At 51.5% G+C, this 22,494-nt stretch carries 18 protein-coding genes and 2 tRNA genes; 5 read left to right on the top strand and 15 right to left on the bottom strand.

Annotated features, from left to right (window positions below; genetic code table 11):
- Positions 1–511: 511 nt before the first annotated feature.
- From BLW29_RS08175 to BLW29_RS08150, 6 genes are read right to left on the bottom strand one after another with little or no spacing between them, the layout of a single operon-like run.
- The gene (locus BLW29_RS08175; RefSeq protein WP_090978094.1) at positions 512–733 is read right to left on the bottom strand and encodes a hypothetical protein; all 222 of its coding nucleotides are present in this window, start codon (positions 731–733) and stop codon (positions 512–514) included.
- A 9-nt stretch (positions 734–742) separates the two neighbouring features.
- A complete protein-coding gene (gene hydA / locus BLW29_RS08170) occupies positions 743–2,152 on the bottom strand; it encodes a dihydropyrimidinase (RefSeq protein WP_090978092.1) in 1,410 nt (469 codons plus the stop codon).
- Between the two features lie 5 nt (positions 2,153–2,157).
- On the bottom strand, positions 2,158–3,435 hold the full coding sequence (preA, locus tag BLW29_RS08165) for an NAD-dependent dihydropyrimidine dehydrogenase subunit PreA (protein WP_090978090.1): 1,278 nt from the start codon (positions 3,433–3,435) through the stop codon (positions 2,158–2,160).
- Positions 3,436–3,461: 26 nt separating this feature from the next.
- Positions 3,462–4,805, bottom strand: coding sequence for an NAD(P)-dependent oxidoreductase (locus tag BLW29_RS08160; protein ID WP_256208444.1), 1,344 nt, complete (start codon positions 4,803–4,805; stop codon positions 3,462–3,464).
- A gap of 3 nt (positions 4,806–4,808) precedes the next feature.
- A complete protein-coding gene (locus BLW29_RS08155) occupies positions 4,809–6,086 on the bottom strand; it encodes a M20 family metallo-hydrolase (RefSeq protein WP_090978088.1) in 1,278 nt (425 codons plus the stop codon).
- Between the two features lie 22 nt (positions 6,087–6,108).
- Complete coding sequence (locus tag BLW29_RS08150; protein ID WP_090978086.1) at positions 6,109–7,485, bottom strand: aspartate aminotransferase family protein; 1,377 nt, start codon at positions 7,483–7,485, stop codon at positions 6,109–6,111.
- A gap of 147 nt (positions 7,486–7,632) precedes the next feature.
- On the opposite strand from BLW29_RS08150, the gene BLW29_RS08145 reads away from it, so the two are divergent.
- The 4 genes from BLW29_RS08145 to rbsK all read left to right on the top strand — a co-directional run bounded on the left by BLW29_RS08145 (position 7,633) and on the right by rbsK (position 9,402).
- Complete coding sequence (locus BLW29_RS08145) at positions 7,633–8,091, top strand: N-acetyltransferase (RefSeq protein ID WP_143044365.1); 459 nt, start codon at positions 7,633–7,635, stop codon at positions 8,089–8,091.
- Positions 8,092–8,157: 66 nt separating this feature from the next.
- A tRNA-Thr gene (locus BLW29_RS08140) sits at positions 8,158–8,233 on the top strand.
- A gap of 7 nt (positions 8,234–8,240) precedes the next feature.
- Positions 8,241–8,317 (top strand) — tRNA-Pro (locus BLW29_RS08135).
- 176 nt (positions 8,318–8,493) lie between these two features.
- On the top strand, positions 8,494–9,402 hold the full coding sequence (gene rbsK / locus BLW29_RS08130) for a ribokinase (RefSeq protein WP_256208443.1): 909 nt from the start codon (positions 8,494–8,496) through the stop codon (positions 9,400–9,402).
- Between the two features lie 244 nt (positions 9,403–9,646).
- On the opposite strand, the gene BLW29_RS08125 is transcribed toward rbsK, so the two are convergent.
- From BLW29_RS08125 to BLW29_RS08110, 4 genes are all read right to left on the bottom strand, one after another.
- Positions 9,647–11,104, bottom strand: a complete 1,458-nt coding sequence (locus BLW29_RS08125; RefSeq protein ID WP_090978082.1) for an amidase family protein — start codon at positions 11,102–11,104, stop codon at positions 9,647–9,649.
- A gap of 157 nt (positions 11,105–11,261) precedes the next feature.
- Positions 11,262–11,741 carry an acetolactate synthase small subunit gene (gene ilvN / locus BLW29_RS08120; RefSeq protein WP_177186537.1) on the bottom strand — a complete coding sequence of 160 codons (480 nt, stop codon included), beginning with the start codon at positions 11,739–11,741 and terminating at the stop codon, positions 11,262–11,264.
- Entirely contained in the window at positions 11,738–13,438 is a 1,701-nt protein-coding gene (ilvB, locus tag BLW29_RS08115) for a biosynthetic-type acetolactate synthase large subunit (RefSeq protein ID WP_090978078.1), read from the bottom strand. The genes ilvN and ilvB overlap by 4 nt, the downstream gene beginning before the upstream one ends.
- Positions 13,439–13,631: 193 nt before the next feature.
- Positions 13,632–15,023 (bottom strand): HEAT repeat domain-containing protein, encoded by a 1,392-nt coding sequence (locus BLW29_RS08110; protein ID WP_090978076.1) that lies wholly within the window; start codon positions 15,021–15,023, stop codon positions 13,632–13,634.
- 180 nt (positions 15,024–15,203) lie between these two features.
- On the opposite strand from BLW29_RS08110, the gene BLW29_RS08105 reads away from it, so the two are divergent.
- Positions 15,204–16,034: an AraC family transcriptional regulator gene (locus tag BLW29_RS08105; protein ID WP_177186536.1), complete on the top strand. Its 831-nt coding sequence runs from the start codon at positions 15,204–15,206 to the stop codon at positions 16,032–16,034.
- Between the two features lie 65 nt (positions 16,035–16,099).
- On the opposite strand, the gene BLW29_RS08100 is transcribed toward BLW29_RS08105, so the two are convergent.
- The 5 genes from BLW29_RS08100 to BLW29_RS08080 all read right to left on the bottom strand — a co-directional run bounded on the left by BLW29_RS08100 (position 16,100) and on the right by BLW29_RS08080 (position 22,453).
- A complete protein-coding gene (locus BLW29_RS08100) occupies positions 16,100–17,770 on the bottom strand; it encodes a hypothetical protein (protein ID WP_090978072.1) in 1,671 nt (556 codons plus the stop codon).
- A gap of 122 nt (positions 17,771–17,892) precedes the next feature.
- A complete protein-coding gene (locus BLW29_RS08095; RefSeq protein ID WP_090978070.1) occupies positions 17,893–19,008 on the bottom strand; it encodes a hypothetical protein in 1,116 nt (371 codons plus the stop codon).
- A 132-nt stretch (positions 19,009–19,140) separates the two neighbouring features.
- Complete coding sequence (locus BLW29_RS08090; protein WP_090978068.1) at positions 19,141–20,034, bottom strand: cation diffusion facilitator family transporter; 894 nt, start codon at positions 20,032–20,034, stop codon at positions 19,141–19,143.
- Between the two features lie 139 nt (positions 20,035–20,173).
- Entirely contained in the window at positions 20,174–21,025 is an 852-nt protein-coding gene (locus BLW29_RS08085; protein ID WP_090978066.1) for a phytanoyl-CoA dioxygenase family protein, read from the bottom strand.
- Between the two features lie 147 nt (positions 21,026–21,172).
- Positions 21,173–22,453, bottom strand: coding sequence for an adenylosuccinate synthase (locus BLW29_RS08080; RefSeq protein ID WP_090978064.1), 1,281 nt, complete (start codon positions 22,451–22,453; stop codon positions 21,173–21,175).
- Positions 22,454–22,494 lie beyond the last annotated feature (41 nt).

The raw sequence follows: 22,494 nt of genomic DNA, 5'->3' as shown, positions 1-22,494 counted from the left end.
TCGATAGTCTAATTCCTTGATCCATCCGTAATGGAACGCAATGAATCACAATAAAAACGCCTCGGAATAATCCGAGGCCAATGAAGATCTTGGGTTTTCCAGCGATCAGAGCGATTCGATTTATTTGAGGCCCTGCTCTCTGGTTTTGCGCCAAAGTGTCGAGGTACGATGAATCACCCGTCGCTGGGCTCGAAGATGACGTGTACGGCATACAACACAATTGCTACTATCTAGTCTCAAATGATGGTTGACGTGTACGACGTACAATTCATCCGTTACTTTCAAGTGAATACAGCTGGTTATCGGTATTTCAAATGTAATTAGTACACGTTAACTACCTAATTTTCTAAGGAAGCTCGGTTTGTCGTGTAATTTGTACAACTCATGAAGTATGCCGATTAACACTTTTATATAAACTACTGGCTCTGGTGAGTAAAATAAGAGTCTGTACCTATCATAAGTTGGACTTGTTCAACGGCCGGCCTCGGAATAATCCGAGACGCTGCGCTAGTTATTCTAATCCATTGGTCAATAAAAGCGTGGTCCAATACTTCCGCGCATTGGCATTTCGCAAGTGGAGCGTTGTAAGCTTGGCATTCCCTGCCTCACGAGGCGGCGCAAGCAACAATTTGTCGCCGCTTAAATCCTCGGTGACGCCTGCAATCCGATACCCCTGCTCCAAATACCCGTCAATTGCCGCCTTCTCGGCCAGAAATTCGCTGTGCTCCGACATATCGCCGACTCACCCTTTCTCGCTCGCGCGCTCACTTCCGAACTTATTGCGCCGCAGATATCGACCGCTTCCCGGACTGCCGACAAACTGCTGATTGCGGATAATAAACTCCCCGCGACTAAGAACGGAAATAGGTACGCCTGTTACAGCTACCCCCTCGAATGGATTGTAATCGACGTTCATATGATGCGTTTCGACAGAAATAACCCGCTTCACAGCTGGATCGAAGATGACGATGTCCGCATCGCTGCCGACGGCAATCGTCCCTTTCTGAGGGAAGATGCCGAATAACTTCGCCGCCCTGGTCGCAATAATGTCAACAAACTGATTGAGACTGAGTCTGCCTTTCTCGACTCCCTCGGAATAGAGCAGGCTGAAACGGTCCTCGATGATCGGTCCGCCGTTTGGTATTTTGCTGAAATCGCCTAAGCCAAGCTCCTTCTGTCCGTTGAAATTAAAGGAACATTGATCGGAACCGACCGTCTGCAGCTGCCCGTTCTTGAGTGCATTCCATAATGCCGCTTGATGTTCCTTCGCGCGGAGCGGAGGCGACCAGACGTATTTCGCCCCTTCAAAATCCGGTTTCTCCAAGTACGAGATATCGAGAAGCAAATATTGCGGACATGTCTCTCCCCACACTCGCAGTCCCTCTAGCCGTCCTTCCGCGATTTGTCGAACCGCTTCCTCACATGTGACATGCACGACGTACAGCTGCGAATCCGCTAATCCGGTCAACCGGACAGCTCGGCCCGTCGCCTCCCCTTCCAGCACGGAAGGACGCGTCAATGCATGGTAGATCGGCTCTGTATGGCCTTGGGCTAATGCCTGCCGGATCAAATAGTCGATGACATCGCCATTCTCCGCATGCACCATAACCAAGGCGCCATGCTCCTTGGCGCTGAGCAATGTACGGTACAGAATGCCGTCATCGGCTTGAAGGACGTTTTTATACGCCATAAACACTTTGAACGAGGTGATCCCTTCATTGTTGATGATGGAAGGCAATTCTTCCAGCACCTCATCCGTTATTTCACTGATCATGAGATGAAAGCCGTAATCTATGACGGCCTTCGCTTTCGCTTTCTCATGCCATGTACGGATTGCGCTGCTGAGCGGCTTTCCTTTGTCTGTCAGGCAGAAATCGATGATCGTCGTCGTGCCGCCATATGCCGCTGCTCTTGTGCCTGTCTCGAAATCATCAGCCGTAATCGTACCGCCGAAAGGCATATCCAGATGCGTATGGGGATCGACTCCGCCGGGAAACAGATAGCAGCCCGCAGCGTCAATGACCTCTGCTTGAGGCGCTAACCGAAGCAAGTCGCTGCCGATTGCCGTTATGAGCCCGTTCTCGATTAGTAGATCTGCGCGGCTGATATCTGCTGCGGTTACTAGGGTCCCGTTCGTGATAATTTTGGCCATACTGCTCATGCCTCCTTTCGCTGCTTAAGCATCGCAATCGCCGCCTGACGCTCATTCCACGACATGGAGATGCCGGTTGCAGGCTGCTCGATCATTTCAATTGCACCTTCGACAGGACAGACGATCGCGCATAAATTGCAGCCGACGCAGTCTTCTTCCCGCACCTTCAAGTAACTCCGTCCCGCGTCATCCGTTAATCGGTCGATGCATTGATGAGACGTATCCTCGCAGGCGATATAACATTTGTTGCACGAAATGCATGTTTCAGTATCGATTTGCGCCGTTACGGCATAGTTCAAATCCAGGTTACCCCACTCGGTGTAGCGCTCCACAGAACGACCGGTCAGCTCGCTGACACTCGCAATGCCTTTACTGTCGAGGTAATTATTCAAGCCGTCAATCATATCATCCACGATTCGAAAACCGTGGTGCATCGCGGCCGTACAGATCTGCACGCCTGTTGCGCCCATCAGCATAAACTCGACCGCATCCCGCCAATCCGAGATGCCCCCGATGCCGGAGATCGGCACATCAATACGCGGATGCCTTGCGCATTCCGCTACCATATTCAGCGCGATCGGCTTCACCGCAGGACCGCAATATCCGCCATGCGAACCTTTTCCGCCGACATGCGGAATCGTATTCCATGTGTCAAGATCGACGCCCGCAAGCGAATTAATCGTGTTGATAAGCGAAATCGCATCCGCACAGCCTCTAACGGCAGCAAGAGCCGTTGCCGTAATATCCGTAATGTTCGGCGTCAACTTCACGATGACCGGCGTGCGTGCCGCTTCCTTCGCCCAGTAGGTTTGCTTCTCAACTAAGTCAGGCTGCTGTCCTGACGCAGAGCCCATCCCCCGTTCGGCCATGCCATGCGGGCAGCCGAAATTCAGCTCCAGCCCGTCGACGCCGACGGCTTCCACCTTCTTCACGATTTCATGCCATTTATCCCGCTTCGGCTCCACCATAAGTGACACGACTAGCGCGCGATCGGGGAACAGCTTCTTCGTCTCTGCGATTTCCTTCAGATTCACTTCCAGCGGACGATCCGTAATCAGCTCGATATTGTTAAAGCCTGCCACTCGTTGACCGTTAAAATGAACGGCGGCGAACCGAGACGATGTGTTGATAATGGGATCGCCGAGCGTCTTCCATACCGCTCCTCCCCAGCCAGCTTCAAAAGCACGCTGCACCTGATAACCGGTATTCGTAGGCGGAGCGGAAGCAAGCCAGAACGGGTTCGGTGATTCGATGCCTGCCAAATTAATGCGTAAATCAGCCATTCGATCGCCCTGCCTCTCTTTGGAATTTACACCTGGTCCGCCACGAGCTGACGGTAGATCGCATAAGCAGCAAGCTTCCCTTGCTGCGCGGCCGATACGACCATCGCTTCGCCTTGCCCATCGCCGAAAATAATATCGCCAGCCGCGTAAATACGAGGGTTAGAGGTTAAATAGGTCGCAGGATCAACTGTCACGATCCCACGTCTATGCGCGAGGCCAAACTGATCGACCAACGAAACATGCCTGGACTGTCCGATCGCTTTGACTACCGCATCTGCTTCAATGGTGAACTCACTGCCCGGTATCGCTACTGGCCGAGCTCTGCCGCCTTCCTCAGACGCTTCAAGCTTCATACGGATACATTCGATCCCCTTCACACGACCCTGCTCATCGCCAATAATCCGAAGCGGCGCAGTCAGCCAGCGAAAGGCAACACCGTCGCTCTTAGCAAACTCATACTCAAACTCGTACGCCGTCATCTCCTGCTGTGAGCGGCGATAACAGATCTCCACGCGAGATGCACCCATTCGCACGGAGCAAGTTGCCGCATCAATTGCCGTATTGCCTGCGCCGATGACGACGACATTGCGGCCGCTAAGCTCTGCCGTGAGCGACACTTTGGTTAACTCAACCAACTCGATCGCATCATATACGCCTGCAAGCTCTTCGCCGGGAATGCCCAGCATCGGCACCTTCGACATGCCCGCAGACAGTAACACCGCATCATAGCCGGCAAGCAATTCCTCAGCAGAGATGTCTCGACCGACTGCCGTATTTGTCCGGATATCGACGCCTAACCGGCGCACTTGCTCGACCTCCCACAGAGCAATCGGCTGCGGCAGCCGGAAGGACACGATTCCATACGTGTTTAATCCGCCTGCCTGCTCCTTTGCTTCAAATACCGTCACCGCAAATCCGAAACGAGCCAGCTCCCGCGCAGCCGATAATCCTGCCGGCCCGCCACCTACGACTGCAACGGAACGCCCGTTGCGTGCGCCGGCTGTGAATAACTGCTGCTCGTTCTTGATCGCCCAATCGGTTGCATAACGCTGCAAGTCGCCGATCCGGATCGGCTTGGAGGAATGATTCAGCACGCATGCGCCTTCGCAAAGCTCTTCTGTCGGGCAAACGCGCGAGCAGCTGGCGCCAACGGGATTCGCGTCCATGATGGTGCGGGCCGAGCCGGTCAGGTTGCCGGTTGCGATTTTTTTAATGAAAGAGGGAATGTTGATGCCTGTCGGACAAGCCTGTATGCAAGGGGCGTCGTAGCAATAGAGACAGCGGTTCGATTCTTCGACGGCTTCCTTCGGCCTCATCCCCGCCTTGACTTCGGCAAAATTTCGCTTTAACGTTTCAGCAGAAATAAACAAGGCTTATCCCCCTCTCTCTTCCCCATCGACGGAAGACATGCGCACAATCGTGCGATACAGCAGCTCTACACCAAGCTCGATATCTTCCGGCGTGGAATATTCCAAGGGATTATGACTGATTCCATCCTTGCACCGGACAAAAATCATCCCATAATCGCACACATGCGACATGGCCAGCGAATCATGAAACGGCCCGCTCATCAGCTCAGGCGGCGTGTAGGCAAGCAGCTGAGCCGCTTCTGCATGCATCACTTGCTTGATTCGCTCCGCGCAATATCTGGCCTCGCTGTTCGTATCTTCGCGTACCGTATAGGTCAAACCATGCTCGCTCGCCGTCTCCTCCAGAATCCGCCACAGCTGCGACTCGCGCGCTCTCCGCCGCTCCATGTCGATATCCCGGAGATCAATCGTGAACGTCACTTTCTCCGGAATGATGTTGCGGGAGTTCGGGAATACCGTCAGAGCGCCAACCGTTCCGACTGTCGGCGCTCCGGGCTCTGAGCGCGCCAGCGCATTCAGCGCCGTAATGACACTGGCAGCCCCGACCAAAGCGTCTCTGCGCATCGGCATCGGCACGGATCCGGCATGTCCCGCAAAACCCGTCATCTCGACCGTCAGCCAGAGTGGACCCGATATCCCGCTCACTATGCCGATCGGATGCCCCATTGCTTCCAGCACCGGCCCCTGCTCGATATGCAGCTCCAGAAATGCCCCTACAGCCCCTTCGCGATAGCGAGCCGCTTCGAATCCATTCGGGTCGCCGCCGAATTGCACAAGCGCTTCGCGTCTTGTCACACCGGCAGCATCCGTCCGCTCAAGCTCCCCGTCCTCCAGCTTTCCGGTGATGCCCCGTACACCGAACAAACCCTTATTGAACCGACAGCCCTCCTCATCGCAGAAGGCAGCAATTTCAATGGGCATCTCCGGTATAACGCCTTGCTCTGTCAGGGTCTGCACAGCTTCAAGCGCGCCGAGTACACCGATGACGCCATCGAATCGTCCGCCATAGGGCTGCGAGTCAATATGCGATCCGGCCATCAGCAGCGGCTTACCGGGATCGCGGCCCTCGAGCCGCCCGAATAAATTGCCGAATGCATCGATTCGTGCCTGCAATCCCGCTTCTTCCATCCAACGTTTAACAAGCCGTACACCTTGCAAATCCTCTTCCGACAGCGCGAGCCGGCATACGCCGGTGTCGCCAAGCTTGCCGATTTGGGCCAATTCGTCGATTCTGCGATGCAGTCGCTCTCTGTTGATCGCCAAGCTCCCGGATGCTGTCATGCCCCTTCGACTCCTTTCTCGTTCAACCGGCTGGTTGAGTAGTTGCTAGAGCCTCGATTGCCGCGATTATGGTTTCCGCTATAAAGGCAAGTTCTTCATCCGATGTAATCAGCGGCGGACATAGGGTAATGATGTTGTTGAAGCCCGGAACCGTGTCGCCGTTCTTCCCGACGAGTAAGCCGCGGCACCTGCACTCTCCAATGACGGCAAGCACCTTGTCTGCCGCAGCCGGGTGCTTCGACGCTTGATCTTCCACAAGCTCAATGCCGAATGCCGAGCCGAACAAGCGAATGTCGCCGACATATGGATTCGTGCGAAGGACTTGAAGGCGCTGACCAAGCTCTTGCCCCAGATAAGCCGACCTTTCCACCAACCGTTCCTCTTCCAGAATCGTCAAGTTGGCCAGCGCGACCGCGCACGATACTTGATTGCCGCCAAATGTATTCACATGCCGGAAGTGGCTGTTGGCCTCTTTCACTTTGAAACTGTCATACAAGCTCGCACGCACAGCCGTCGCCGAGAGTGGTGAATAACCGCTGGTCAGCCCTTTCGCCATCGTTACGATGTCCGGCACTACGCCGTAGTTGTGATGACCGAATCGCTCACCCGATCGGCCGAATCCACAGATGACCTCATCCATGATGAGCAGTACGCCATACTTATCACAAATCTCGCGCACCTTCGGCAAATATTCAGGCGGCGGCACGATCATGCCGCCACCGGTAATGACCGGCTCCATGATGACGCCTGCGACGGAATCCGCGCCTTCCCAATTAATCGCATCCTCAATCGCATCGGCACACTCCAGCTTGCAGCTGCCGTAGGTTTGTCCATACGGGCAGCGATAGCAATACGGCGGCGGCACATGCTCGAAGCCTGCACCAAGCGGCTCATACTTCAGCTTGCGCTGCGCTTGGCCGGTTGCGCTTAGAGCACCGAAGGAGCTTCCGTGATAGGCACGATGCCTGGCAATAAACTTATGGCGGGTCGGCTCCCCATTTTGATGAAAATGCTGCCTAGCAATCTTGAAAGCTACTTCGTTCGCGTCCGAGCCGGAATTGGAATAGAAAATACGATAATCGCTGCCCAGCCATTCGTTGATCTTCTCCGCCAGCTCAATTGCCGGAACATGCGATTGCATCATAGGCGAGTACGCAATCGTCTTCATCTGCTCATATGCAGCCCGCGCAATCGACTCTCTGCCATGACCGACATTCACGCACCAGAGTCCCGACATGCCGTCGAAATACCTTTTGCCCTCCGCATCTGTGATCCAGCAGCCATCCCCGGAAACAAAAATCAGCGGATTGTCATTATGAGGCGAAATATGATGCCATACATACTTCCGATCCTTCGCAAGCAGCTCCTCCGCGCCGGAGACCGATTGTTCGCCGCTCATTTGGGCCACCCCTTCGCCATGTCACTTTACTTCTTAGTTCAGTTTATTCGGCCTCTTTCGTCGATATGGCAATAGGTTGTCATTTCTTATTCGGGTAGACAATAATATGTACATACAGGTAGGCTCATCCAAACCGGGAGGTCACTGATGATGATCGAAAACTGCATTCATAGGCAGATGGAGCTCATTTCAAACGACAATTGTTACGTACACCGGATTGTGCAAACGCGGCAAGGCGATACCGCTATTCTGTACTCCCCGAATAAGGGCTTTGATATCCATGCGAGAATTGTGTTTGCATCAGGTATTGCGACCAAACGTCATCAAAATGACCTCAATATGTACATCACTTCGATTGAAGGTCGGTGCGCTTGGAATCTCCAATACATTCGCATTCTGGGGGAGAAAATCAATCAAGGCTACGGTTCATTAATGATGGAACAGTTATTAACGCGGGCTGTGGAGGCGAATATTCGTCATATCGAGGGACGTATGCAGGCCGCCGAACATAAGGAGCATCTGGAGAGGCTCAGACACTTCTACACCAAGTTCGGCTTCACGATCGATGAGCAGAATCGAATTCATTGGACGAACAATAATTTTTAAAAAAGGGACTTGCATAAATTATTTTTTCTGTGGTAAGATACGTCTTGTGTTTCGGTAAAAACGCGCGCCGGTGTAGCTCAGTTGGTAGAGCAACTGACTTGTAATCAGTAGGTCGGGGGTTCGAATCCTCTCGCCGGCACCACTTGCCTCGGGACGTAGCTCAGCTTGGTAGAGCACCTGGTTTGGGACCAGGGGGTCGCATGTTCAAATCGTGTCGTCCCGACCATATATACATAATGTATCATAGAATAGAGTCATAGAAGAGAACCTTGAGCCTTGCGCTCAAGGTTTTTTTTATTGTTTGAATATCACTACGACGCATTGACGCTTCAATTTAGCACATGCTATATTCAGGAAATGATAGAAACGCTTACATCAGCTTCGCAGGAAAGGATGACCATTGTGGCAAAGCAGCCCAAGATATCGGTAGCAGGAAGCTTGAATATGGACCTCGTTCTCAAAATGCAGCGGATGCCGAAGGTTGGCGAAACCGTGCAAGGCGATGAAATCCACTACATTTCCGGTGGAAAAGGCGCTAACCAAGCCGTCGGCTGTGCACGGCTCGGCGCAGAGGTTAAGATGATCGGTGCCGTTGGCGGGGATGCCTTCGGATCGGAAATTATGGAACGGATGCGGAATTTCGGTGTGCATACGGAAGCCATCTCAGTGCTTGAAGGTGCTTCGACTGGCACGGCGACCATCATGCATACGTCAGAGGATAATTGCATCGTCATCGTGCCTGGCGCAAACGGGCAAAATAGTGCTGAAAGCATCACGGCGCATGCCGAATTGATCCAACAATCGGATATGCTCATCGTTCAGTTGGAAATCCCGATGCCCGCTGTAGAGACGGCGCTGCGGATTGCACGCGAAGCCGGCGTGCCCACGGTTCTGAACCCGGCCCCTGCCCTTCCGCTTACGGAAGAGCAAATTGCGATGGCGGATTATTTTACGCCGAACGAGACTGAGTTTGAGTTGTATTGCGGGGTGTCGATCACTTCGGAGGAGCAGCTGTTCGAACGAATGACCGATTGGCAGAAACGCTATCCGCACCAAACGTTGATTGTTACACGCGGTAAACATGGCATTTCGTGCGCCAATGCTGATGGCATCGTCACCGTGGCTGCCCCGATCGTGAAAGTCGTGGACACGACCGGTGCCGGAGATTCGTTTAATGCAGCGCTCTGCTTCGGCATCGCAAGCGGCTGGCCGCTTGACCAAACGCTACCGCTCGCTGTCAAAGCAGCCTCCTACTCCGTAACCGTATTCGGCGCGCAGGACGGTATGCCGACACTGCAGAACTTGAGTTAGATTGCATGATGAGAAAGGAGCTAAGCGGCTTAAGTGCGCTTAGCTCTTTTTTGGCATTATGAAGATTTACATTGCACAAGCAGACGTAGCATCCTGGGCATGCTACATTCTCCCACTCTTGAGCGGTACCCCGTACCTCTCATCGTATTCGACCGCTTTCCATCCCCCAATCATCTACTTCAACGCAAAGAGAGACTGTCTCCAAAGTCGCCATGCGCGCTTTGGAGACAGCCCCCTTCAATCCCTATATAAAACTCTTCAATGAAGGCGCCTTACGCACCTTGCTGCGCTGCTCATAGGCGTACGCCAGTTGAATCAGCCGCGGTTCGCTGTATGCCTTCCCTGAGAACGTAACGCCGAACGGGACGCCGGCCGAGGTGTAGCCAGCAGGGACAATAATGGATGGATACCCGGCCCGGGCCGTTATGCGTGAGCCAAAGTCCGCCGGGAACAACAAGGCATCCAGACGATGTTCTCGCATAACGGCATCGATGCCTTCCACTTGGCACAGCCGAAGGTCCGTTAGTCGATCCCTTAAATATTGTGTCTCCGTTAATGTCCCGGAAGTGTTATTTTCAGCGAGCAGCAGCAAGGATTGGCCGTATTTCAACGTTTCCTCGGGATGCGCTTCATTGAACGCGATGATCTCCGCCAAGGAGCGAACAGGCGCATCGGCAGGCAGCGCCGACAGATACGCATGAAGGGAGGCTTTGAACTCATTCATGATAACGGAGGAATAGACAATTTGCCTAGCAGTGGGAATATTGGCTGGTTCAATAATTTCGGCACCTAGCTCACGCATCGTACTTAGTGCTTGATCGAAGATAACGAGCTGCTCCGGCGTTAACTCTTCAAAATAATAATCGCTCGGAACACCGATGCGAGCCCCCTCCAATCCGCCTAACTCAAGATACTGTGCGTAGTCCGTCTGACGTTTCCCTAAACTGCTGCCCATCGCCGGATCTGCCTCGTCCACCTGCACCAACGCATCGAGCAGCAAGACAGCATCCGTAACGGTTCGTGCCATCGGGCCCGCCGTATCCTGGCTATTGGAAAGCGGGAGAATACCTGTGCGGCTTACGAGTCCAACCGTCGGCTTGATGCCAACGGTAGAGCTCAAATTGGCGGGATTGATAATGGAACCGGACGTTTCCGTGCCGATTGCCGCCATGCAGAAATTACAAGAGACCGCAACGCCCGAACCAGAGCTTGACCCACCGGTAGGCGTCGATATATTATACGCATTTAGTACTTGTCCACCTCGGGAGCTGTATCCGGAGGGCATACCTTCTGTCATAAAATTCGCAAACTCCGTCATATTCGCTTTGCCCAGTAGGACTGCCCCCGCTTCACGAAGCTGCTTCACAATGAAAGCATCTTCACCGGCATAGAGGGTTGCAAGTGCGAGCGAGCCTGCGCTTGTGTGCATTTTGTCACCGGTATTAATATTGTCCTTCAGCAGGATCGGAATGCCGTGCAGCGGACCTCTAGCTCCGCGATTCGCTCGCTCGGCGTCAAGTGCATCCGCGATAAACAAGGCATCGGGATTCAACTCAAGCACAGAATTAATAGTAAGGCCATTCTTGTCATGATCAGCAATGCGCTCCATGTAGTTGAGAACTAATTCTCTGGATGTGATTTCACCGTTTTCCATCGCAGCCTGCATTTCAGCTATGGTGGCTTCTTCGATTACAATGCTCATCTTCTTCCCCTCCGGCTATGGATAAACGTCTCTCACACACAATCTAGTTCTATTGTACATGATCGCTATAAACTTTGTGGGAAGAAAAAGAGCCTAGATTCGGCAGTGTACCGCACCTAGGCTGAATGTCTTTGCTTGACTTGCATCACTTGTTCGATCACTCTCCACGATTCATAGCCGTCACACCTGTACGGGTCAGCTCCAAGATCCCATATGGTCGCAGCAGCTCGATTAAAGAAGCTATTTTATCTTGTTCGCCAACAACTTGAACAATGAGACTCTCTACGCCAATATCGACTATTGAAGCACGAAAGGACTCCACAATACTTATTATCTGCGGTTTCACTTTGGACAGCGCGCTTACTTTGATAAGTGCAAGCTCGCGATCGACCAGTGGATGCGAGGTTAAATCATCAATATGAATAACATCGATAAGTTTATAAAGCTGTTTGTTCACTTGATCGAGCATTTTATCATCGCCGGATGTCAAAATGATCATACGGGACAATCCTGCTTCTTCCGATTGGCCTACCGTTATACTGTCAATGTTGAAACCACGGCGTCCGAATAATCCGGCAACTCGCTGCAGCACACCTGGATGGTTGTTTACAAGAACAGAAATCGTGTGACGTTTCATGATTCATCCCCCATAATCATGTCATCGATCGTGGAACCGGGCGTAACCATCGGATAAACATTCTCTTCCTGATTGACGACAAAATCGATAAGTACGGGTCCCGGTGTTTCCAGAGCTTCGTTCCATACAAGGCGAGCCTCTTCTTGATTGGATGCCCTGAGCCCTTTAACGCCATAGGCTTCGGCCAATTTCACGAAATCCGGGCTGCCGGAGAGGTCCATGTGGCTAAATCGATTGTCATAAATAATTTCTTGCCATTGCCTTATCATCCCGAGTACCTGATTATTCAGAATGACGATCTTCACGGGAATGTTATGAGCCGCGCAAATGGCAAGCTCTTGTGCGCACATTTGAAACCCGCCGTCACCATTGACGGAAACTACGACTCGGTCCGGGAGACCTACTTGCGCTCCTATCGCAGACGGTAAACCAAAGCCCATCGTCCCTAGCCCACCTGAAGTAATTAACGAACGCGGGTGCTTAAACTTATAAAATTGAGCCGCCCACATTTGATGTTGACCTACGTCCGTTGTGACGACTGCTTCGCCATCGGTCGTTTCGCTGATCATTTCAATGACGAATTGTGGTTTTAACGGCACTTCCGAATTCGTGTAACGAAGAGGGTACTTCCTTTTGTTTGCTTGTATTTCGGACACCCACGCTTCGGATTGGCTCGGTTTCGTATGATGAAGATTCGCCTGTTGAAGTACGGATTTCACATCGCCGATACAAGGAATGGCCGTTTCAACGATTTTCCCAATTTCAGCCGGATCAATATCGATATGTGCGATCGTTGTAGCCTTAGGAGCAAATCCGCTGGTTTTCATCGTAACTCTGTCGTCAAAACGTGCTCCAATACTGATGAGAAGATCGCAATTTTGTAACGCTCTATTGGCTGTTAAAGTTCCGTGCATGCCGGGCATGCCCATCCATAATTCATGCGCGCTCGGAAATCCGCCTAATCCAAGCAATGTCGTCGTAACGGGTATCCGGGTTTTCTCGACAAATTCAAGTAATTCCTTGGCTGCATCGGAATAGATAACGCCGGCGCCGGCCAGAATGACGGGACGTTCGGCTTCTCCGATTGCGACGAGCAACTTCTCGATTTGCGTCATACTCGGTTGAATGTCCGGATGATATCCCCTGACCATTGGCGTGCCCGTCGGAGATTGAAAGTTCATCATTTGACTGGTTACATCCTTTGGAATATCGATGATTACCGGGCCTTTCCGTCCAGTGGATGCAATATAAAAGGCTTCATGAATAATCTTCGGCAGCTCATTGACGTCACGAACTAAATAGCTGTGCTTCGAAATCGGCATCGTAATGCCGGTGATATCCGCTTCCTGAAAAGCATCCGTACCAAGTAAAGCTGTTGAAACGTTCCCCGTAATAACAACCAACGGAACAGAGTCCATATGTGCAGTGGCGATCCCCGTAACCAGATTCGTTGCCCCAGGGCCTGATGTCGCAAAGCAAACCCCAACTTTACCCGTTGCACGCGCATAGCCGTCCGCAGCATGGATCGCCCCTTGTTCATAACGAGATAAAATATGCTTAAACTGTGGCCGCTCATGAAATGCGTCATAAATGTTTAGGACGCTTCCTCCCGGAATCCCAAACACGCACTCCACGCCTTCAAGCAGCAAACTTCGGATAAGAGCCTCTGAACCGGTAATCCTATCGTTCTGTTTCATCTATTTATCCTCCCATCAATGGCTGCTTCATTATCAACCGAAGCCGTTATGGCTCCTGTTGCCCCATTCTATGAGATTCAAAATAATAGATCAATATTGTTGTTTCTATGCAAATGATAGACGAAATCTATCGTTCTTTTGAATGACAACAAAAAAATCCCTCCGAAGAGGGATTCTCAATTGTTATTTGTATTTAGAACGTGCTCGCAGGCGTTGTATCCGAGCACCAGCGTGTATTGAACAACTCTTGAATCAGCACTTCATGGGCTTCAGGCGTGCCGATATAGCGCAGCGCTTCTAGTGCGTGGCCGCGCACGTAACGGTTCTCGTGCGACAGCTGCTCTGCCAATGCCGGAACAGCTTCTGCTGCGTCCTTGCCGATTCGCACAAGCGACAGTCCTGCCGTGAAGCGAACCTGCGTATCCTCATCCTGCAAGCCTTTGATCAGCGCAGGTACGACCAGCTTGGCATTCGCGCTGATGATACCAAGGGCGTCAACTGCCGTGCGTCTGATTTTCGCGGATGGATGATCCAGTTGAGCCGCTACGTGAGAAACAGCCCGATCTGCGTACCCTCTTAGCTCCGACAATGCGAAGATGGCATGGTTAACGACATCTTCATTCTCGGCGCGAAGCGCTTGAAGCAATCCTTCGACCGCTTCCTCGCCGGCTACGGACAATCCGTAAGAAGCGATACGGGATACTTTCTTCTCTTGCTCAAGTGCGCCTAGCAACGCTTGAATGCCTGCTTCACCTCTTGTCGCAAGTTCGTAGGCGGCATCCAAAGCATCCTGCTCTTCGCTTCCGTTCAAACGAGCTGCAAGGCTGGCAATTTCTGCAGCATCCGCAGGCTTCGTGCCCGCAAGCGCCGCAGTCCGGCCAGACAGCCAGTTCCAAACCTCTTCGGCAATCGGATTGTTGCTCTCATCTCCTGCAACAGCAGCCCAGGACTGCTCTTGATTGTCCCACGTCGGCGATTGCGGAGCTTCCGTACGCATGAATTCGAATTTCAGCATAAAGCGCGGCTTGCCGATCAAGTTCGGCGTCGAACGATGCCAAATATCGTAGTGGATCAGCGCAAAGGTTCCCGCTTCTCCGTTTGCCGTCGCTTCCTCTGCCGTTTCATCCGATGCAAAGGTGCGGCTGTCTTGATATTGCGTGCCAGGCATCACACCTGTTGGCCCAAGTTCAATCGGCGTATCTTGCGGGAAGTACATAATCATCGCCCACCATGGGTGATGATTACGCAACCGGTTATAGCCCCAGTAGCTGTCTTTGTGCCAGCCGCCCGGCTTCGGTACCGAGTTGTAATGACCATGTCTGTGCGTGTGGAGCAAATAATTCGGCCCAAGCACGCTGGTCAGCGCCCCCGTGATAACCGGGTTCTCAAATACGCGCTGCAAGTCGCGAATTCGCGGCAAAATGTTGTTGCCCGGGTTGCCTTCGGTATCATAAATCGTATTGAGCTGCTCTACTAAGCGCTCGTGAAATTCACGCGGGAAGTCTGTTTTTAGAATAAGAAAGCCATCTGTTATAAAAGATTTCAGTTGTTCATCTGTCAACAAAAGGGGTTGTGCAGTCGTCATTTCGGTTGAGCCTCCTATAAGATTACTTCTTCAACTTGATTATAGGAGGATGCAGCCGGCGTTGTAATGGCTAGAAATAAGAATGAAGGTGCTAAAACTAAGATTGCGGTTTCATGAACGGGCGAAATGCTCTATGATAAGAGAAAATCATTCAAATGCGTTACAGCTGGGAGACTTCCAATGACGATACTACGTGCGGATCACGCCTTAACCGATCTCTTGCGCGCCCTTCAAATCGACGTCATCACCGCTCACAAAACACAAGTAACGACCGAGTGGGTCGATATGGATTACGTGCCCGAGTATAATAAGCTCTACTATATTATGGACGGAGAAGGCTGGCTCAAAGTAGATAATCAGGAGATGCTGCCGTCCCCTGGCGAGATCTGCTTGATGCCTGCTTTCACGAAACAATCCTATTCCGTAATCAAAGGCAAACAGCCTTTCCTCAAGTATTGGTGCCACTTCACGGCATCGATCGGTCCCTTCGACTTATTCCAATGGATCGGCGTTCCGCTGCGCATTGTCCTTGCCGATCAAGAGGAAATGACCGCCTTGTTCAAGCTGCTGGTCAGCCTGCGTCAAAGCGATTCCGTCATCTCGCGTCTGCGTGAGAAGTCGATTATGCTGGAGATTATTGCGCGTTATTTGGAGCATGTGCCGATTACGATTTTGCAGCATCGCTCGGAGGATCTGAAGCGAATTCAGTTCATCCAGCAATATATCGACAGCCATATGGCCGGTCATTTGCGCATCGAGGATATGGCGAAGGCGGCTCATCTGCATCCGAATTATTTTATCGCCTATTTCAAGAAGCATTTCGGGGTGCCTCCGCTCAAATACGTCAGCCGCAAACGAGTGGATAAAGCTAAGATTCTACTGTCGAGCACGACGCAGAGCATCAAGGAAATTGCGGATCACGTCGGGTTCAAGGAAACGAACCATTTCGCGAAATTCTTTCGCAAAGAAACGGGGCAAAGCCCGACGGAATATCGCATACTCCATACGTAAAATAAAGAAGGCGTTCCGCTGCAGGTATGAAACTGCCGTTCGGAGCGCCTTTGTCATGCTATAAGCTACAAATTCTTCATCGTCGACACCATGACCTCGCCTGTGAGCCATCTGCGCATAAGCAGAAGAATCACCAATGACGGAAGGGATATGATGGCGCCGGCGAGTAGCAGGTCAGCCTTCGAATATACGGGTCCGGCTTCGCCGATTTCATTCATTGCGTTAGCAAACGTCATAAGCGGCGGAAACGTCTGCGGATTCGTCAAGTGGACGAGAGCCTTCGTGAACGAACTCCACAGCATGACGAAATGAAGGGCTCCGAGCGCAAGAAGCGGTTTCCAGATCGAAGGCATATACACGTTAAAGAAGATAAACGTCTCTCCTCGACCCGCCGCGACTGCCTCTTCCCTGCGAGTGCTGTATTTACTGTTAAAGATGCTCTTCAAGACGAAGATAGGGAGAATGGAGTAGAAACCCGAGAAGAATAACGGGAATATTGTATTGCTCATATGTAAATCCCGATAAAACAAATATTCATGAAACGTTGAGCTGCCGAGGGTCAGCAGTGCCAGCAGCAACAGCTTATACAGCCCTCTGCCCGGCAAATCCTTGACGGTTAGCGGGAAAGCAAGCGCCGCCGTAATCATCATGAAGATCGTGACTGCCCCCAAGTCCATGATCATGTAAATCACATAGCGGTATGGGGAAAGCAAGGTATGAAGCGCTGAACCGGACAGTTCGTATGTAAACGGATAAATGAACAGTAAATACAGCAAGATCAACACGGCTGAGGATAACGCAACGCTGATGAGGATGCCGGCACTGTTTTTCCCTTTCCCGGTTGATCGGAGCGCTGCAGCTCCACCCGTAGAAGGAAACAAATCACGCGCAAACAAACCTCTAATGAGAAAGTACGCAAGCAGGGAGCATGTAAACTGCACGATAAACTGAAATAAGGCAAGCGGTCCGGCCAGATTGTACTCGGCGTTCATAAACACCGTTCGAAAGCCGAAGCTTTCCAACGTGTCCCCAGTCTCATACACAAGCGGATTGAGCAGTAATCGCTGCAGCTCTGCATCCATCGTAAGAAGCGAGCCGAGCTGCATAAGCATGAATGCAGTAACTGCCTTCATTGCCGGAATGACGTTGCGGTGCAAATAAGTACTGCGGACCCGTATGCTTCCGTTATCCATCGCAGCTTGTCTCGCGCCAATCACCGTAAGCGCGATTAGGATGGGAATGCCGCAGGTTTTAATTACTTCTACCGCAACCAGTACCCATGGAAACTGCTCCGAATGCGCAAGCGGCATCGACTTGATTCCAAACGGAGATTGGCTCTGCGATAGCGTGAGCATCGTCACATAGACGATAACCGCTGATGGAATGAAGTAAGGGATCAGGAATAAAGCAGCTAATCCGCCTCTGAGCCTACGGAACCCTATACCGCTAAGGGCGAGCGCCGCACCTAGTGCGAAGATGCCGCTGACAGCCGTATAAAGAAGCTTCATCGTTAACGTGTTTCTTAGGATAGGCGTAAATTCAGGCAGATCGAATAGGTTACGGAAATTGTCCAACCCGACCCAGTCGCTGCCGAATACCCCTTTAAAGATGACAAAATTGACAAATGAACCGTACAGCATCATGAAGAATGGAATTCCTTTGAAAATCAACCAAAGCAAGAGTGGCGGGATGACGAGTAAATAATGCATCCGGTACTTCCAAATCCGTTGCAGCATTGCAGTAACTTCCTCCTACTGGATATTCATCCGTGTTTTTCCTCTCTATTATTCGACATAAAAAAGGATTGTCCCTCCGTCACCTTCCGGTGACTTCAGAACAACCCTCTTCTTCTTACTTACTATCTGCGAATACGGTTACCGAAGTATTCTTTGGAATCGGAGCTAAAACCTAGTGTAAGTGGTCCCAGCAGCGCGTCGTCGTCTGTTTTATAAGTAACAAGAACTACGTTGCCTTTCTTAGCTACATAATCCTCGTATGCTTTCTTCTTGTCATCTTGTGGGAAGAGAGCTGCATCGGAAGCAGGTACGATTGTAACTTCTGCTTCGTCTTTCTTCGTTACCACATGTTTCTTCTGATCATCGGAAAGCTGTTTCCAAGCAAGCTCACGATATTCAGTTACTTGTGCTGGGGATAGCGCAGCAGCTTGCTCTGACACTACCAGGAATTGAAGCGGGCTGATCGGCGGAAGGCTCTTCGTCATCGCAGGACCGTAGTAAGCGCGAACTTTCATGCCGGCTTTCAATGCCGACCATTCAATCGGTTGACGCTCGGTATCACGGATCGTTGTTTCTTTACCGGAATTCAGAACCAGTGTAGTTTCTTTAGCGTCGCCGAACTTCACTTGCCAGCCTTCGCTTGTTTTCTCGACGGATTGGATAACATCTTCTTTAACCAAGCGCTCAGTACCAACTACAACCTTCACGGCATGCGATTGACCTGGGTAGCTCATTGCCACGATTGGGCCGTATTCAGCTGTAAGCTCGAAGCCTGCTTTCAAATCTTTAGCTGCAAACGGTTTGCCTTCTTGATTCGTAAGTACAGTTTCTTTATCGACAGTCAATACGATCCAGTTGTTTTGGCCTCTGCCAACTACGCTGATCTGTACAGAACCGTCTTGAGCAGGACGAACATCTTCGATAATGCCGGACACATTAATCAAATTCGCTTCGCCTTCCTCCGGTTGATCTTGTTTGGAAGTCAGTTCAAGAACTTTCGTTTTTGCGTTATAGTGCAGCTCGTAACCAAGCGCTGCCGCTTCGGCGCGTGCTGGGAGATAGGCTTGGCCATTAATAAATACTGGCTCCAAGGAAGTTGCTTTGCCGTCTACAGTAACATCAATGTCACCGCGGAGGAATCCATTTACTTTCTTCATAAAGCCGGATGCTTCAACTGCTGCTGTTGTGCCAAGTAGCCCCGCAATCGTTGCTACAATGATGAGTTTCTTCTTATTCATTATTTCGTTCTCCCTTCGCGTTCTGTTCTAGTGGTTGTAGGCCTACATGATCTCCAGACGCACCTACCTACAGAAAGGTTGCAATAAAAAATAAAAAAACGATCTGAACGTTATCGTCCAGACCGAATCAAGCTAATGATGATCATCCTCATACCATGGATTTAAATGCACAAGCACCTCATCCACTTCCGGATGGGCGTCCATCAATTTCTTCTTGATAGTTCTAATAATATCATGTCCTTCTTGTATGGTAAGCGTTCCGAGGACCGCGACCCTGGCATCCACTAACACGTAGTGACCATGCTCTCTTGCACGCAATCGATCAATCCGTTTCACTTCGGGAACTTCGCGCAAATGCTCCGTTATATCCTCGATTTTCTCCGGGCTTAAACTCTTGTCCATCAGGACGTCAGCCGTCTCGCGTGCCATATCGATACCCAGCTTCAATACGAGGAGGGATACGATCACCCCTGCCGCGGGATCACCGTAGCTGAGCCAGCTAATATCCATCCGCTCTCCCAACCAGCCAAGACCAATCCCAACCGTTGCTGCCAATGACGCATAGACATCAGCCAAATGGTCGTATGCGGTAGCGAGCATCGCCTTACTCTTCGATTCCTTCCCGATGCGCATCGTGTACATATATAGAATCTGCTTGGCGATCAAGGATACGATTGCGGCTGCAAGTGCAATGAGATGCGCTTCTGTAGGCGGCTCGAAGAACGTGAGTACTGCATGATAACCCATATATAAAGCAGCGGCAATGAGGATAAAAGCTACAATTCCCGCGCCAAGCACCTCAGCCTTGCCATGTCCGTAGGGATGATCCTCATCCGGCGGTTTGCCCGAGACACGCATAGAGCTGTACGCCGTAGCCGTTGCGATAACGTCGCCGGCATTGTGAATACCGTCCGCAATGAGAACCTGACTCTGAAACAATATACCGACGATTAGCTTAATACCAGTCAGAAGCACATTGCTGATCAGAGAGATCCACATCGCGACGATGGATGCTTTGCTTTCCATGTGTCCCTCTTCATTCCCCTCTTCTGCCATCGATCATAATAATGGAGATATTACACTTTATGACATTCAAACGCAAGGTACGGACGCACAAAACAGGCTCTTCCGATGAAGTCGGAAAAGCCTGTTTGGCTTGAAGCGATTATGGCTGGGCTGCGGCTGCTTTCGCTTGTCTGGCGAGCTCAGGCAGATGCGCTTGATTCTCTTGAATCTGGCGCAGATGGCGCATCCGCTCGCTGCTTGCACCACGCAGTACAGCTTCCCCATGGAGCTCCTCCACCCAATAGGGAGCAAATGTGCTCACATACTCATGCAGCTCAGCCATATGCTCTTCCGTATAATGTCTGGAGAAGTTTATCAATAGCACACGCCGATTATTCCCGCCGCCAAAAGCAGCATGTTTCATATAGTTATTGAAGACCAGCAAGTCCCCCGGTCTGATATCGAGCGGCACAGCTGGCAATTCCGAGCGGTCAATGCCCCACTGTTCCTGCATATCTGCCGTATGAATTTGCTCCTTAAGAATTTCGGTAAACTGATCCCCGATATAATGGCTGCCCGGAATGACGCGCAGTGCACCGGTTTCTTTGGTCACCGGATCTAAGTAGAAGGATACGTTGAGGCTCTTGAGATTTCCCGGCCAGTACTTATCCATCGAAGTGTCGGAATGCCAACCGGTGTCCCCGACATATTTGTTGCCTGCGCTCGTCAAATAATTGTAGTCGTCACCGAGCAGCGTAGAACAAATCGCGTGTATGCGCGGATCATCCAGCAAGGAAGCCAGCTTCTCGCTGTGGCCGAGAAAAGCGACAATCGTGGATGTTTTCTTGTAATTATGCGGCTTCCCGTTGAAGTTGCCCCCGTGCTTCGCAAATACGGCATCAAACTCTTCCGTAATCTCCATGATGCGATCCTGCATTAACCCCCGAAATACCAAATACCCGAACGTGTCGAAGAACGCTTTCTGCTGGCTTGTCACTTTGAAATCCTGCATAATCGCTGTGCACACTCCCGCCAATGATTTGAGAATCGACTACTTACCTACGTTTCATTGTCTATTCTCAACCTATTTCGACTCGTTTGAGAGTATTCCTGCAGCCTGGCTCCAGCGGGTTTAGGCCGGCATATAGCAATTGCTGGCCTATCGATGAATTAACTGTTCTCGGCGCGGACCAACGGACACGGTTGACACCCGAACACCAATCGAAGCTTCGACAAACCGAACGTACTCCTGCGCTTCAATCGGCAATTCGTCAAAGGCTCTAGCATCGGAAATCACACACTTCCAGCCGGGCAGCGACGTCCAGATCGGTTTGGCCACTTCGAGCTGGGCAGTAACGGGAAAACGTTCCGTCTGCGTTCCATCCGCCAGCAGATAACCGGTGCAAACCGGAATTTGATCCAAATAACCGAGTACATCGAGGTTAGTAAGCGCAACTTCGGTTGCGCCCTGCACCATGCAGCCATACCTGGTCGCGACGGCGTCGAACCAGCCTACCCGTCTCGGACGGCCGGTTGTCGCGCCGAACTCGCCCGCGTCGCCGCCTCGTAACCGCAGCTCATGTGCTTCATCGCCGTTTAACTCCGCCACGAATGGTCCGGCGCCAACACAGCTGGAATACGCTTTGGTAACGGCAATGACATGCCCAATCGCATAGGGAGGAATACCAGCTCCTACGGCAGCGAAGCCGGATAAGGTAGAAGAGGAAGTCGAGTACGGATAAATGCCATGATCGGGATCACGGAGTGCACCGAGCTGACCCTCAACCAGTATGGACTCGCCTCTCATCCATGCTTCATGCAGCAGACTTGTCGTATCCGCCAAATAAGGACGAAGCTTCTCCCCATACGCCATGAGCTCCGAGACATAGTCATCGGCTTTCACAGGCAGTTGCCCATATAAGTGCTGCAGTGTCACGTTCTTCGCTGCGAGCATCTGTTCCACGCGTCGATAGAGACGATCCTTATCGAACAGCTCCGCTGCTTGAATCCCCAGCTTCGCGTACTTATCCGCGTAGAAAGGCGCAATTCCGCGTCTGGTCGAACCAAAGCTCTGCTCGCCAAGTCGTTCTTCCTCCAGCCCGTCGAACTGGACATGAATCGGCACCACAACCTGCGCCCGCTCCGAGACGACCACTTTCGGCTTCGGCACACCGCGCGCTTGCAGCTCTTCGATTTCTCGCATCAGCATATTCACGTCAACAGCGGTACCCGGACCGATCACATTCGTGACGTTGGGATAGAACACCCCGGAAGGCAGCATGTGCAGCGCAAACTTCCCATAGCCGTTAATGATCGTATGACCTGCGTTGCTGCCTCCTTGAAACCGAACGACATAGGAAGACTTCGCTGCCAGTACATCCGTCAGCTTCCCTTTGCCTTCATCTCCCCAATTTGCACCTACAATGGCCGTTACCGTCATAATACCACGCCTCCTAATTGTTGTTTCTTCTTTGCTAATTT

The sequence above is a fragment of the Paenibacillus sp. CF384 genome, from assembly GCF_900106745.1.
Taxonomy (GTDB): Bacteria; Bacillota; Bacilli; order Paenibacillales; family Paenibacillaceae; genus Paenibacillus_Z.
The sequence above is the reverse complement of the archived record's forward strand: the minus strand, read 5'-3'. Positions and strand labels throughout refer to the sequence as shown.

Excerpts from the sequence above, each read along its gene's own strand:
- BLW29_RS08150 (WP_090978086.1), bottom strand. The coding sequence starts at position 7,485 with ATGAGCGGCGAACAATCGGTCTCCGGCGCGGAGGAGCTGCTTGCGAAG.
- ilvB (WP_090978078.1), bottom strand. The coding sequence starts at position 13,438 with ATGAAACAGAACGATAGGATTACCGGTTCAGAGGCTCTTATCCGAAGT.
- BLW29_RS08125 (WP_090978082.1), bottom strand. The coding sequence starts at position 11,104 with ATGAGCATTGTAATCGAAGAAGCCACCATAGCTGAAATGCAGGCTGCG.
- BLW29_RS08155 (WP_090978088.1), bottom strand. The coding sequence starts at position 6,086 with ATGACAGCATCCGGGAGCTTGGCGATCAACAGAGAGCGACTGCATCGC.
- BLW29_RS08085 (WP_090978066.1), bottom strand. The coding sequence starts at position 21,025 with ATGCAGGATTTCAAAGTGACAAGCCAGCAGAAAGCGTTCTTCGACACG.
- BLW29_RS08100 (WP_090978072.1), bottom strand. The coding sequence starts at position 17,770 with ATGCTGCAACGGATTTGGAAGTACCGGATGCATTATTTACTCGTCATC.
- BLW29_RS08110 (WP_090978076.1), bottom strand. The coding sequence starts at position 15,023 with ATGACGACTGCACAACCCCTTTTGTTGACAGATGAACAACTGAAATCT.
- preA (WP_090978090.1), bottom strand. The coding sequence starts at position 3,435 with ATGGCTGATTTACGCATTAATTTGGCAGGCATCGAATCACCGAACCCG.
- BLW29_RS08095 (WP_090978070.1), bottom strand. The coding sequence starts at position 19,008 with ATGAATAAGAAGAAACTCATCATTGTAGCAACGATTGCGGGGCTACTT.
- BLW29_RS08175 (WP_090978094.1), bottom strand. The coding sequence starts at position 733 with ATGTCGGAGCACAGCGAATTTCTGGCCGAGAAGGCGGCAATTGACGGG.
- hydA (WP_090978092.1), bottom strand. The coding sequence starts at position 2,152 with ATGGCCAAAATTATCACGAACGGGACCCTAGTAACCGCAGCAGATATC.
- BLW29_RS08080 (WP_090978064.1), bottom strand. The coding sequence starts at position 22,453 with ATGACGGTAACGGCCATTGTAGGTGCAAATTGGGGAGATGAAGGCAAA.
- BLW29_RS08090 (WP_090978068.1), bottom strand. The coding sequence starts at position 20,034 with ATGGAAAGCAAAGCATCCATCGTCGCGATGTGGATCTCTCTGATCAGC.
- BLW29_RS08145 (WP_143044365.1), top strand. The coding sequence starts at position 7,633 with ATGATGATCGAAAACTGCATTCATAGGCAGATGGAGCTCATTTCAAAC.
- BLW29_RS08105 (WP_177186536.1), top strand. The coding sequence starts at position 15,204 with ATGACGATACTACGTGCGGATCACGCCTTAACCGATCTCTTGCGCGCC.
- ilvN (WP_177186537.1), bottom strand. The coding sequence starts at position 11,741 with ATGAAACGTCACACGATTTCTGTTCTTGTAAACAACCATCCAGGTGTG.